This window comes from Parabacteroides chongii, assembly GCF_029581355.1.
Classification (GTDB): Bacteria; Bacteroidota; Bacteroidia; order Bacteroidales; family Tannerellaceae; genus Parabacteroides; species Parabacteroides chongii.
This window is the reverse complement of the sequence record NZ_CP120849.1, coordinates 1330685-1345167: the sequence shown is the minus strand read 5'-3', so window position 1 is coordinate 1345167 and position 14483 is coordinate 1330685. Positions and strand designations below refer to the sequence as shown.

At 45.8% G+C, this 14483-nt stretch carries 7 protein-coding genes; all 7 read right to left on the bottom strand.

Annotation, left to right across the window (positions count from 1 at the left end; all coding sequences use genetic code 11):
* Positions 1-3: 3 nt before the first annotated feature.
* The 7 genes from P3L47_RS05310 to P3L47_RS05280 all read right to left on the bottom strand — a co-directional run bounded on the left by P3L47_RS05310 (position 4) and on the right by P3L47_RS05280 (position 14474).
* Positions 4-2256, bottom strand: coding sequence for a glycoside hydrolase family 3 N-terminal domain-containing protein (locus tag P3L47_RS05310; protein WP_277782923.1), 2253 nt, complete (start codon positions 2254-2256; stop codon positions 4-6).
* A gap of 95 nt (positions 2257-2351) precedes the next feature.
* Complete coding sequence (locus P3L47_RS05305) at positions 2352-3788, bottom strand: PKD domain-containing protein (RefSeq protein ID WP_277782922.1); 1437 nt, start codon at positions 3786-3788, stop codon at positions 2352-2354.
* A gap of 33 nt (positions 3789-3821) precedes the next feature.
* Entirely contained in the window at positions 3822-5351 is a 1530-nt protein-coding gene (locus P3L47_RS05300) for a RagB/SusD family nutrient uptake outer membrane protein (RefSeq protein ID WP_277782921.1), read from the bottom strand.
* Between the two features lie 21 nt (positions 5352-5372).
* Positions 5373-8582 (bottom strand): SusC/RagA family TonB-linked outer membrane protein, encoded by a 3210-nt coding sequence (locus P3L47_RS05295; protein WP_129731026.1) that lies wholly within the window; start codon positions 8580-8582, stop codon positions 5373-5375.
* A 214-nt stretch (positions 8583-8796) separates the two neighbouring features.
* A complete protein-coding gene (locus P3L47_RS05290) occupies positions 8797-10509 on the bottom strand; it encodes a DUF6377 domain-containing protein (protein ID WP_129731028.1) in 1713 nt (570 codons plus the stop codon).
* Positions 10510-10633: 124 nt separating this feature from the next.
* Entirely contained in the window at positions 10634-11536 is a 903-nt protein-coding gene (locus P3L47_RS05285) for an MBL fold metallo-hydrolase (RefSeq protein ID WP_277782920.1), read from the bottom strand.
* A 127-nt stretch (positions 11537-11663) separates the two neighbouring features.
* A complete protein-coding gene (locus P3L47_RS05280; RefSeq protein ID WP_277782919.1) occupies positions 11664-14474 on the bottom strand; it encodes a M16 family metallopeptidase in 2811 nt (936 codons plus the stop codon).
* Between the last annotated feature and the right edge of the window lie 9 nt (positions 14475-14483).

Sequence of the window (14483 nt, the reverse complement as noted above, 5' to 3'; positions counted from 1 at the left end):
CTGTTATTCTACTGTGAATGTTGTTTGTAATCCTTCTGCACTGTTGGGGCCGACCCAGAGGTTGAACTCGCCCGGCTCTACTACTTTCTGCATATCTATGTTCCAGAATGCCAGTTCTTCGACCGGGAGAGAAAAGGTGACGGTTTTCTTTTCACCCTGCTTCAGGGAAACGCGTTGGAAACCTTTCAGTTCTTTGACCGGACGGGTAACAGAGCCGAAGATGTCCTGTACGTACAATTGTACTACTTCTGTTCCGTCGTATTTACCGGTGTTAGTCAGGTCGAAACTGATTTCCAGTGTTCCGTTGGCGGTCAACTTATCGGTTGGTAGTTGCAGGTTGTCGTATCTGAATGTGGTGTACGACAATCCGTAACCGAAGGGGAACAGAGGATCGAAACCGGCATCCATATAGAAAGAGGTACAGCCCAGTGAGGTCTGTCCGGCTTCCAGCGGAATAGCGTCGATCAGTGTTTCCTGGCGGGAAGCGGGGCGGCCTGTATTGTTATGGGCATAGTAAACGGGTATTTGTCCTACCATCTTCGGGAAGGTAACCGGCGTTTTACCGCTCGGAGCCACTTTTCCGAAAAGCAGGTCGGCAATAGCCGGGCCACCCATAGTACCCGGGTGGAAAGCGTAGAGAACGGCATCCGACTGGTTTACTTCCTGCTCGATCGTCAGCGGACGACCTGCCATGATAACCGTTACGAGGGGTTTTCCTGTCTTTGCCAGGGCGGTAATCAGTTCGCTTTGCGCTCCCTGCAGGTGTAAGTCTGCTAAAGAATGGGCTTCCCCCGAGAGGATAGACTCTTCCCCGACGCATACCAGTACGGCGTCCGCATGTGTGGCGGCACTTACGGCTTTGGTGATATTGCCTGTGTTCTTGTCGCGGCTGTAACCTAATCCGGGTTCGTAGATAAACTGTACCTTGTCGCCATACATCTCTTTCAAGGCTGCCAGTACGGTTTGGGTATGTGCTTTTTCTCCGTCGAATACCCAGGTTCCCATTTGGTCGTGAGGGGCATCCGCCAACGGACCTACGACCGCAATGGTACGGATCTTATCGGTGAAAGGTAAGGTCTCCCGGTCATTCTTTAACAGGATAACCGATTGCTCTGCTGCTTCTTTGGCTTTGGCGAGGTGTTCAGGTGCATATTTTACATGTTGGTCTGTGTTTACATAAGGATTATCGAACAGTCCCAGACGGAACTTAAGACGAAGGATGTTGCGTACCGCATTGTTGATAGCCGCTTCCGATATCTTCCCTTCTTTTACAAGTTCTTCCAGGTGGCGGATAAAGGTACCGCTGACCATTTCCATATCGATGCCGGCATCAACCGATTTCAAGGCTGCTTCCTTTTCGTCTTTGCAGAAGCCGTGGGAAATCATTTCGGCTGTCGAAGCCCAGTCGGTAACGACCATACCATCGTATTTCCATTCATCGCGCAATACATCTTTCAGGATAAAGCTATTCCCTGTCGAAGGAATACCGTCATTATCGTTGAAAGAGGTCATAAAGGTGGCACATCCGGCTTTTGCCGCCGCTTCGAACGGAGGGAAATAGACGTTACGTAGCTGGCGTTCAGGAATGAATGTCGAATTATAATCGCGTCCCCCTTCTGCTGCTCCGTAGCCGATAAAGTGTTTGGCACAGGCTGCGATGGAGGTCGGATCGTTCAGGGAATCGCCCTGAAACCCTTTTACCATGGCTACACCCATGACGGAACTTAGATACGGATCTTCACCACAACTCTCTGCGATTCGTCCCCAGCGGGGATCGCGTGAGATATCGATCATCGGGGCAAACGTCCAGCGGATACCGTCGGCAGATGCTTCGATAGCGGCTACGCGGGCACCGTCCTGCACGATCTGAGGATTGAAAGTAGCGGCCTGTCCCAGGGGTATTGGGAATATTGTTTTATATCCGTGAATGACATCACGCGACATCAACAGGGGGATACCCAGCCGGGATTCTTCCACCGCTACTTTCTGTATCTGATTGACAATGGCCGGATCTGTAATGTTCAGTAAGGAGCCTACTTCTCCGTTGCGGATTTGTCCGGCAATCTCTTCCGGGGGGCCGAACGGGCTCAGTTGGTTCATCTGTCCGATTTTCTCCTGCAAAGTCATTTTCCCGAGCAATGCTTCCACTTGTTTTTCAACAGCGTCTCCTTTCCCTGATCCGGAAGGCTGGCTACATGCCATCATGGAGAGAGCCAGTAATCCGGCATAGAAGATATTTAATTTGTATGTTTTCATGGTGGTCATTATGTGATTGAGTGTTTCATCTTCCCGTTTTGAATGAGTAGATAGAGAGCTGCTGTATTGCCAACTCTCTATCTGTTGTTTGTTTCTTATTTATTGAAAGAGAAATCATCGAAGAAGAAGATTCCCGGGGCGGCATGGCCTTCTGCACCGAACTGGATAACAACCTTGTTATAATCGGTACGGTCTTTTACCGTGCTGAAATCAAATTCGAGTTCGATCCATTTATCGGTCTCCAGATTTGCTTTTACAATTTCAGTCTGGCTTTCCCATGCATTATCGCCTGCTTCGGTGTTCTGCAATTTGACAGTAACCTGTTTCTGCAGCTTATTGACTGTGATCCAATCGCCTGCAACAGCTGCGGCAGTCGTATAATCGTTGTAAGACGGAATATATACTTTCATACGGATCTTGTTATTTTCCGACAGGTCGAACTTAGTATCTTCCGATACCCATGAGATATTGGAGTAGAACTCTTCCGATTTCTGATAGAGATATACTTTTTTAGACGTATTGATGCCGACCGGTGCCGGATTCGAGTAGACAGGGCCCATATCTCCCATCTTTTCAGGGATGAATTCTACGGATAATTTATCTTTCTCAAAATCTTCAACCAATGTAACAGGTTTAATTTCCACTTCGGGTTTTACGTTCTTTTCTTTCGGAATGAAACGATACCACCAACCATTACCGCTTTCAACGGTACTGGTGCATTTCAAATACAGTTCGTCGTCTGTCAGGCTCAGGATCTCGTAAGTGGATGTTCCTGCATAATGGCCGAAGAAAGCACCGTTGTTCAGTGTGATTGTCTTACCCGTTTCATTCAATGTAAAAGTATATGCGTCTTTAGGTTCATACTTTACGTCAAAGTCTCCGGCGGGGGGAACAACAGATGTACCTCCCAATGCGTTTTTACCCGCTTCGTTCGTATAGATATACCCATTGTTTTTCCAGATCATTTTTACTCCCACCTGGATAAATGTAAACTCCTGGGTATAAAGACTCGATTCCAGTTTGCCGTTGGCCGGGCATGACCACCATGAAGGCGCTTCGTCCGTACTCGGTCCGACTCCGAAGTGTCCGCTATGATATTGGTCGAATACCCAGGTTTTACCTTGCAGATTTTCGGCACCTCCTGTCAGGGCGTTGTACATAGGAGTGTTCAATAGGGACATATCGTCCTGTGCAACCGTGACTTCCTTTGTGATCGTTGCCGATCCTCCGGTAGTATACATGGTCATCGAGATCACATAAGTTCCTTTAAACGGATATTTCGCATCTGCCGTTTCTCCTTTGGCGGTCGATCCGTCTCCCATATCCCAGGTGACGACACCTTTTATGCTCGATTCATTTTTCAGTGCGATCACGTTCGGTTGTTCACTTTTCGGTGTGGCGGAGAAAGCGAGCTGGCTTTCTTCGGGCATTGCACCCAATGAATGGTCGTCATTGTCTTGCGGGTCGCAAGAGGTCATGGCCAAAATGGCCATTAGGACGATGATTCCTGATTTGAATATATTTCTTATCATATTATTGTCTGTTTTATCGTATTAGCCATTCGGTTATTTCCAGTTACCGTTTTGTTTCAATTCGAATTCGGTTCCCAGCGTCTTTGTCATTTCTCCCTGGGGAATAGGAAGATATTTCATCCATTCTTCAAAGGTACGGACAGAGTTGAACTCGGAGTTGTTTTCTGTCAGCACACTCGGAGCATCTCCCCAGCGAACCAGATCCCAGAAGCGCATTCCTTCACCCAGAAATTCTTTACGACGTTCGTTCTTGATATTCTGTGCTGTGATAGCGATCGGTTTGTCGGTTCCGAAGGCACGGCGACGTATCTGGTTGAAACATTCATCTGCACTTACGCCCTGAGCTTCGGGAGCACCTCCCATCTTCACCAATTCCACATAGTTCAACAGTGTTTCGGCATAACGGAAAATACGCAGGTTATTACAGTAATTCAGATCCTGGTCGCCTGGAGGAGGGTTATATCCTTCTCGGGCAGCATATTTACGCTGGAACAGGCCTGTATCCTGGAAACGTTTTGAATAACTGCCTTCGCGCCAGTCGTTGATAGAGGCATCACGACGCAGGTCACCTTCTTCGTACATCTGGTAAGCGGACAAACGGACAGGAGCAAATCCCCAGCCTCCTTTGAACACTCCGTCAGGATCTTTCAGTTCATTCGGAGAGATAAATGCCGGTAAGTTCGTACCATATCCCTGCCAGCCTGTATCCCAGGTTTTACCTTCCGGCAACTGGTTGCTTTCAAAGATGGATTCTTTGCAGAATTCATTTTCGTCCAACCACATGGCATCGAAATCGTCCATCAGTTCGTAATCGCCGCTTTTGATGATTGTGGCCATATCGTTGGCTACTTCGGTATATTTAGACTGATCTTTCTGATACATCACTACGCGTGCTTTCAACATCAGGGCGGCAGCTCTGTTGGCACGTCCCAGGTTGGCTCCGCTGACTTTCATCGGCATACCTTCTCCGCAGGCTATTTCCAGGTCGGTCATTATTTTTTGGTATATTTCGTCCGCACTCATCTGAGGTGCCAGGTAAGGATCGTCCAGCGGAGCTTCGAAGTAAGGAATATTTCCCCAGAATTTCCATAACAGATGAGTATAGTAAGCACGCAGGAAATGGGATTCTGCCGTATACTGGGCTACTTTTTCTTCCGTCACATTCACTGCATTCTTACAGGCAATAACTGCATTGTTCGCGCGTGCCAGGCCGGTAAAATAGATACTCCACAATCCGTCGAGAGTTTCTGCCGCACTGGAACTGAATTGCGACAGTACATATAATTGATGCTGGTCGCCGGCATCGCCTCCCCCTTTGAACAAGTCGTCGGAACGCAGGTCGGACATAAGTAACACAGCATTATAATTGTTGTTTGCATAGCTGTCAAACATCAGGATCTGATAAGCCGAACCCAAACTGGACAGGATCGTTCCTTCGGTTGCGGCTGCACCGGCTTCCGGCTTTTCCGTCGGCCCGGCTGTCAGGAAATCGTCACCGCAGGAAGTGGTCATGACGGCAGTTGCCAAAAGAGATGCAAAAGCGAATAATTTATATCTTTTCATAATGATAAATACGTTTAAATGTTAGAAAGTGATATTAGCTCCTAAAGAGATCGTTCTCGATTGCGGATAGATACCTTTATCCACGCCGATCGTAGTATAATTGCCGGAGGCCAGTTCCGGGTCGAAACCGTCGTAACCGGTGAATGTGAACAGGTTCTCTGCCGATACGTATACTCTTAGTCTTTGTATGGACGCTTTCTTAGTCCATATAGTAGGCAGGGTATATCCCAGCTGGGCTGTTTTCAGGCGAACATAAGATCCGTTCTTTACATACAGGTCGGAAGAACGCCAGTTTCCGTTCGGGTTCTGGGCTGTCATGCGGGGGATAGAGTTGGAAGAACCTTCACCCATCCATCTGTCGAGTATCCATGTCGGACGGTTCATTGCCGGGATATCGCCACGTTGTGCGAAGTCGAATATATCGTTTCCGAAAGTTCCCTGGAAGAAGAGATTCAGGTCGAATCCTTTCCAGTCTGCGCCCAGTGTCAAACCGAATGTCCAGTCGGGCATCCCTTTACCGATCTTTGTTCTGTCGGTATCGTCTACCACTCCGTCTTTATTCGTATCCACGAAGCGAACGTCACCGGGTTGTGCCTTCGGTTGTAAGAGTTCGCCTTTATCGTTCGTATAGGCATTTACTTCGTCCCAAGTCTGGAAGATACCATCCGTTTTCATCCCGTAGAAGTAAGGCCAGACATCCCCGTTGGTTGCCCGTACATATTCACCTACTCCGGATGCACCGGCACTTTCGTAAGTAGCCAGACCGGAAGCATTACCCAGGTCGATCAGCTTGTTTTTCAGGTAAGAAGCGTTGGCGCTGATTGAATAGTTGAAATCTTTGACAGAAGACTTCCAGCCCAGTTCGAATTCAAGTCCCCAGTTCTGCATTTTTCCGGCATTACTCATCGGAGCGCTTTGTCCTACGTAGCTTGGGATCGGTTTGTCCATTAACATTCCGTTTGTTTTCTTCTTGAAATAGTCGAAACCGAAATTCAAACCGTTATTGAAGAAGCGGGCATCGAAACCGAGGTCGATCTGTTCCGACTCTTCCCATTTGATATTAGGATTGGCAATAGCTGCCGGTGAAGAACCGTATTGCATTGTTCCGGTTTTACCGTTATCTTTTACGCTATAACCTCCACCGAAATAGTAGTTTTGTCCGCCATCCATTAGGGCTGTATAACGGAAGTTACCGATATTTTCGTTACCGTTCTTACCCCAGCTGAAACGTACCTTCATAGAATTGAATACGTCGCTCTGGAATTGTCGCATATAAGGTTCGTTCAACACATTCCAACCGACAGACAATGCCGGGAATGTAGCCCATTTATGATTGGGTCCGAAGCGGGAAGAACCGTCGCGGCGCATTGTGAATTGCAACATATAACGTTCGTCGTAGTTATAATCGATACGGCCGAAATAAGAAGCCAGGGCAGTAAAGTTGTAACCATCCGTGCCACCCCATGTACGTTCGTCGTCGCGGCTGCCGGTAGCAGAGTTGATATTAGCCTTGTTCGGGTCTGTTTCAAGCAGGTCGTAGTCGCTGCCACCCAGTTTACGAACTGAGTATTTTTGTGCAGACTGTCCTAAAACGACTGTCAGGTTGTTCTTTTCAAAGAATGTTTTATTGTAGGTCAATACGTTTTCTACCTGCCATCTGTAGCCACGGTTCATTTCGCTTTGTACCCAGCTTTGTTCGTTTTTCTTCATGGAGCCCATATAATATTCGAAACCATATCCGTCGGCACCCCAGAATGCCAGGTCGGCACCATAGCTGCTTTTGAACTTCAGTCCGGGAAGTACATCCAGTTCAGCCCAGAAAGAGCCGACGAACTTGTCTTCATTATTTTTTGTTACGGAAGGAGCATTCAACTGGGCAACCGGGTTGGCCAATTCCTGATAACCGGAAGGCGGCAAAGAAAATACACGTCCGTTTTTGTCTACGACAGCCGTCGGATATTTTGCCAAGATTTCAGCCGATTCTTTTTCATTGGCATAAACAGGAACCAGGGGAGAGAACGTGATGGCACTACCCAGGATAGAACCGTATTCCGAGTTGGATTCGACAGTAGAATTCGTACCTCTCGAGTAACCTATATTGACACCAACCTTCAGTTTGTTGAGGAATTTACGGTCTTGTGCTTCAAACACTTCATAGGTAGAGTTAGAACGAAGGCTCCAGCGGTCGTAGTTTGATTTACCGTAGTCACCGCCGACGATACCTTCCTGATTGAAGTAGCCTAAAGAAAGGAAATATTGCATTTTGTCGCTACCGCCGTTAATACTTACCTGATGTTGCTGAACCGGAGCGTCATAGTTGAAAGTGGCATCCTGCCAGTCGGTTCCGTTACCTGCGGAAGCAATTTCTTCCTGCGAGTAAAGAGCAGCATTTCCGTCGTTCACCTGTGCTTCGTTCATAATAGTCATGTATTCGCGTGCGTTCAGGACTGCTTTCTTTTTCCAGGGATTCTGCCATCCGTAGCTGAAATCGTAGTTGATCGTCGCTTTACCGCTTTTACCGCTCTTGGTCGTTACAAGTACAACACCATTGGCTGCGCGGGCTCCGTAAATAGCTGCCGATGCAGCATCCTTCAGGATCTCGACAGATTGGATATCCACCGGGTTCAGGTAGTTGATACCACCGTCTACCGGCATACCGTCTACGATATATAACGGATCGCTGTTGTTGACCGTTCCGATACCGCGGATGCGCACTTTAGAGTCTGATCCCGGCTGGCCGGAACTTTGTGTGATCTGTACGCCGGAAACTTTTCCTTTCAGCGCATCTTCCACACGGGAAGGTTTGGCTGCATTCAGTTCGTCGGCTGTTACACGGCTGATAGCCGCTGTTACCACACTCTTTTTCTGAACACCATAACCCACAACGACAATTTCGTCCAGTGCCTGGCTGTCTTCTGCCAGTGTTATGATTAACGGTTTGTTATCAGAAATTTTCACCAGTTGGGGGGTATAACCGATAAAAGAGATTTCCAGGACGGAGCTTTGCTCAACGTCAGGAATAGAGAACATACCATCCAGGTCTGTAATGGTCCCGTTGGTCGTTCCTTTTATAATAACATTTGCACCGATGACTGGTTCGCCCTGAGTGTCTTTTACTTGTCCACTGATCGTGAACTTCTGGGCGAATGCAAGTGTCGGGAATAATAATAACAGGCATAAGATGGGGATGATACCTCCATAATACCTCCGTTTAAATAAAATGTTCTTCATAAGATAAATACATTTTAAAGTTAACATACTAATCGTTTTTTACTTTTATTGTATTTGCAAAAGTAAAGTGTGGTTCGTGGGCTTCAATAGTCTGGTAAACAGCAGAAGTAAGTCGTGGTATTTATTATATTATTGATAAATAGCATTTTATGGATTTTATGAGCCTGTAAAAAGTAAGTTATTTTATCAGGTTAAGGAGGCTTTCAAGTTTGTTTTAGCGCTCTATTTTTCCTAAAGATTTTACAATTTCTGCAAAATGTTCTTTGGGTACGATTGCTTTGCTACGTGTTTTCAGCCGGTTGTTATAGACTGTCTGGGCAGAGCAATGGAGGAATTCGGCTATTTTTACACTGTCGCTGATTCCCAGACGGACCAATGCATAGATACGTAGTTCGGTATTTAATAATTCTCCTTCTTTAGGTATGATCTGTTTATCCGGTTCGAGCAATGCATTAAAGTCGGAAACAAAGTCCGGATAGATATGCAGGAAGATGGCGTCGAAATTGCGGTAAAATTCTTTTAGTTCATTGGAAGCCATTGAAGAACTATCCGTCATCTTTTTCACTTCGTCTATCATACCGGTTTTGATCTTCCGGTTTATATTTTTCCTGTATTCATCGAGTTTACTGATATAGTTTGAACATATATTGAATACATAACCGATATATTCTTCTTTGACATAGTTTGATTCCGTCAGTTTATTGTTGGTTTCCAATAATTGTTCGTTCAATGATTGGAGCTGATTATTCACTTCAGCCAGTTGTTCATGAGCCTGCTCCAGTTCTTCGACATGTTTATTCAGGCTCTGGTTGGCTTTGTTCAGTTTCTTTCGTGACTCTTTCAGCCGTTTCATTTGTAATCCGATGAAGAATATGGCTGCAAGCAGAACCAACAATAACGTACTTACAATGAATAGATAGCGGCGTAAATCGGCTTCCTGTTTTTTATTTCTTTGTTCATAGGTTTTATGGATGGCGTCCAATGCAGAGGAAATACCGATCATACGTATCCTGTTTTTATATAGCTGTGCACATCCAAGACAATAGTTAAGATACGAATAGGCGCGGTCTGTGGCTCCCTTTTCATAGAGGGTTTTTCCCAGTTCTTCCAATGATGCGATATCATGATTTGCCGACCGGATATCAGCCATGGCTGATAAGATGAGGTAACGAAGATATTCCTCTTCGTTACCTTCGTCTCTATTCATTATTGCTAAAATATATGCATTCATGGCCTCCTTTCTGGAATCGAACGAAGCAGAAGCAAGCGATAATCTCAACTGTTCTTTTGCCTCTTCTGCCATAGGAGTTCCGTTATACTGCCATCCTTTGTACCATAAATAATAGGGATGATTATCCGGTATACTGGAAAAAATAGAATCCCGGTATATCTTTTCCTGGGCATAATAAAGTATACTTTGCTGGGAATCTTCCCCGGAATATTGGCCGTAATGCGAATAAAGATACATCATCTGTCCGTAATAATCCGTTTTGGCATAAGATGACAGATTATCTACATTTATCTCATTCAAAGCATCCAGTGCTTCTTTCAGGAATCCGGTAGCCGATAATATAAAAGATTGTTCGATATTCCATTGTGCGATCCACTGTGGATTGTTCAGTTTCCGGGCGATATTCAGGTTTTTATGTATGTAACTTAATGCCGAATCGCTGTCGTATACCATAAATTCTTCATAGAACAGTTTATTCATCCAGTATTGCTCTTCTTCCGTCTGAACTTTCTGTTCCATTTTTCTCAGTTCTTCGATCCGTTTCTCTTTGGCAACGACAAAAGTCTCTTTTTCAGCAAGAAGCGAGTCAAGGCTTTGCAGCATTTTTTCGATGTTTTCGGATACTGATTGCCCGTTGGCATATCCTGAACAAACGAATGAAGGAATGATAAATAATAGTATTATCCTGATATACATTGTTGTCTGATTTAAGGTTTACGGATCAAAGATAAAAAAAGAGGATGACTTTATCCTCTTTATTTGTTTTTTAGTTACTTTTTCGTTAGATTATATGTGTACTCCCATGAAACAGATGGATACGCTATTTTAGTTTTGATAAAAACCTGTATCCTCCGGAAATTTCATCTTTCACAATCTTTCCCGGCTGTGGAACCGGAACATGCATTCCTATTACGGCGATGTCCTTGTCGGCGAGGTATTCCAGTACTTTGAGGCGTGTTTTCCGTGCCATGTCGGGATTGACGTCATAGGTTATAGATATCTCGGGATGTGGCATCTGTATAGCCAGGGCATGTGTCAGGTCGCCCCATACCAACAGCTTTTCGCCGCCGTCGGAGATGAGGTACATTATATGTCCTGGAGTATGGCCGTAGGCCTCTATCGGGAAGATGCCGTCGCCGTAATCCCCGTCGAGCGCAAGAGCTTGTACTGTTTTGACTTTTGTACCGTATTGTTCCTTTATCTTCTGGACTGTATGGAAATTTCCGCGCTGGTCGGGCGGGAATTTGTTCATTTCTACTTCACTGCTCCAATAAGCCAGTTCTTTGTCGCTTACGGCTATCGATGAGTTTACGAAAACTGGATTTCCATCCAACAGCATTCCTCCGACATGGTCTCCGTGCATATGTGTCAACAGTATTTGGTCTACATCCTGGCATTCAACACCAAGGTTCTTCATATGCTCGAAAATTTTCCATCCGTAGCCGGTATCTATGAGCCATACTTTGCCTTTCCCTTTTACCAATACGACGTTTGTTGCGATCGGGAAGGTTCCGTTTGGAGCATATTTAGCTGTTATATCTGCCGGCGCGTCTATCAATAAGCCCGTCTCTGCATCTCCTGAACCTTCAGCAAATACAAACACTTCATAATCTCCCACTTTATAACCAGTGTTTAGTTCGGTTGTCAATTCTTGCGAATATCCATTAAAACTGATACACAAAAAGACAATAAGGATAGAAAATAAGTAAGATAAAGTTTTCATATTCTTAGTTTTCCGTACAAAAGTAAAATAAGCAAGGTGATATTCCAATAAAATTGCCAAATTTAAAATAGGACAGAACTCGTATGAGATACTATCTTATTTTAAATTTGGCGAATGTTATATCGTATTACGGCTCCATCACCACCTCGATACTATTTCCCTGGCCAAGTAGCTTTTTTGTAAAGGCTTGTATTTTGGCAGGAGTGATGCTGTTGACAGTTTCGACATATTTCGTTGCGGCGTCGAATCCTTTGTAGTAATAATTATCCAGCGTATTCAGCCAGTAACCATTTTCCTGTTGGTTCTCTGCATGACGTTTCAGGATATTGTCCTGCGTCTTTTTGAAATCTTCCGGACGGGGACCGATATCGGAGATACGTTTCAGTTCGTTGCGTACGATTGTGTTCATCTGTTCCCGTTTGTCAGGATCGGTGTCGAAATAAGCTTGCAGAAAGGTTTGTCCTTTGGGGAAAGAAGAGATACGGGCAGAGGTCTGTACACCGTATGTGCCGCCTTCTTCTTCACGTACCTTTTCCATATACACCAGGTCGAGCACCTGTTTCAACATGGTGGCCGTGATGATGTTTTCCAGGTTGTAATCCATTTCTCCGGAATAGAAGTTTACGACGGAAGCTTTAGGGGTTTCCATCTGACGTTTGAAACGATTTATGTATTCACCTTTACGGATGGCCGGAACCTCTTTTACATTTCCCTGTTCTATTTTACCGTTGGCGGGCAGAGTTGCCAGATATTGTTCTACCAATGGACGGATACTGTCGGTATTGATGTTTCCTACGAAAGTAAAGACAAAACCGGAGGCATCGCCGAAGCGTTCCTTGTACATTTCCATGATACGCGGATAGCTGATATTCTTGAAATCGGCCGGATCGATACGCATGGCACGCGGGTTATTATTATAAATCGCTTTCGTCAGTGAGTCGCTGAAGGCTACCATTGGATTTAGTTCCACATTTTTCAGCTGGGCAATCATACGGTTTTCAAAAGATTTGTATGCTTCTTCATCCATACGCGGAGCCGTGAAATTGAGGTAGATCAATTCGAATAACGTCTTCAGGTCGGAAGGAGTGGAGGAGCCATTTACGTTTTCGCTATCCATTCCGAGCGAAGTAGAGCAGGATACTTTCTTGCCGGCCAGCATCTTGTTGAGGTCGATAGCCGAGAAATTTCCCAGGCCGCCCAGGTCGATGACTTCGTTGAATACTTTCAGGTTGTCGATATCCTTGTTTCCGAATAAGGTACTTCCACCTGGGCTTGTTGCCGTCATAATGATCTCGTCCTTTTTGAAATCGGTATGTTTCAGTACTACTTTAATGCCGTTATTTAAGGTCAATACGGTGGCACCGAACAACGGATCTTCTTTGCTATCCGTGATTTTACCCGGAGCTGGTAGTTCCGAGATCAAAGGTTCGTTCGAAAGTGTTTCCTTATAAGGTTCTACCGGAATGCGTTGCGCTTTCATAAAGTCGCGGAGCAGCTGTTCGTCGGTAGGATAGGTGACACCTTCTTTTTCCGGACCGGTCAGGCTGATAACGATATTCCGGTCGCCGATCATATCCTGGATATATTTGTTGACCTGTTCAACCGGAACAGCCTGGGCGATCTGCCCGATCAACGCGTATTCCGTTTCAATACCCGGAATATATCCACCTTCGGTAAAGTGGCGTACATATTCGTTGGTGAAGGCACTGTTACGTTGTTTGTCGCGGTCGTTGTAGAGCGATTCGTATTGTTTGAGCACATTAATGCGTGCCCGATCATACTCAGAAGGAGTGAAACCGAAACGTTTTACGCGTTCTGTCTCCGTGACCAACGCATTCATGGCAGAGTCTACTTCATTGTCTTTAACCAATGCGGCTACCGACCAGGCACCTTTAGTTTTCGATATCATATAATCGCCGTCTGAAGCTTGTGCTGCAACGAACGGAGGATTGGCTTTCTGTACCATTTCGTTGAAACGTTCGTTCATCATCGTGGCTGCTACGCTCTGGATATAATCTTTTACCACTCCGGCAATCGTACCATACATATCCTGCGGCATCTTTTCATGTTTGTAGAAGATAGACAGGATCGTGTTTGAAGCCTCTTTATCGGTAGCAATGGAGATTAGCGGCATATCGTTGTCTGCCACTTCGAACATTTCGCGGGGAGCCGGGTTTACCGGAGCCGGGATATCGGCAAAGATCTTTTTAACGGCTGCTTCCACTTTATCGACATCGATGTCGCCAACGATGATAATAGCCTGTAGGTCGGGGCGATACCATTTGTGGTAGTAGTCGCGTAGTTCGTTCGGTTTGAAGTTGTTGATCACATCGATCGTTCCGATCGGCATGCGGTGGGCATAACGGCTGTCCGGATACATCTTCGGTAGTTGCTGTTCCCAGAGACGTGCTTGCGCATCCTGGCGTGTACGCCATTCTTCACGGATCACGCCGCGTTCTTTCTCTATGGCGGAATCGGCCAGTGTGATGAAGCCCGACCAGTCATGCAGGATCAACAGGCAGGAGTCTACCACACTTTCACGGGTGACCGGAGCGTTCATGATCATATACACTGTCTCATCAAAGCTGGTATAAGCATTGAAATTTTCGCCGCCGCGCATACCTACACTCTCGGTGAATTCGTCCATTCCTTTATCCGGGAAGTTTTTTGATCCGTTGAAAGCCATGTGTTCCAGGAAGTGAGCCAGTCCGCGCTGATTCTCTTCTTCCAACATGGAGCCTACGTTTTGCGCAATATAGAAGTCGGCCCGTTCTTTGGGAAGTTCGTTGTGACGGATATAATACGTCAATCCGTTCGACAGTTTACCGTAGCGAACCAGCGGATCGATAGGCAGTGGTTGCATTTCCTGTTGTGCTGCCAGTTGGAAGAGGCAGAAGAAACTTAACAGGGAATAGATTAAAAATCGTTTTTGTTTCATTCGGTTATT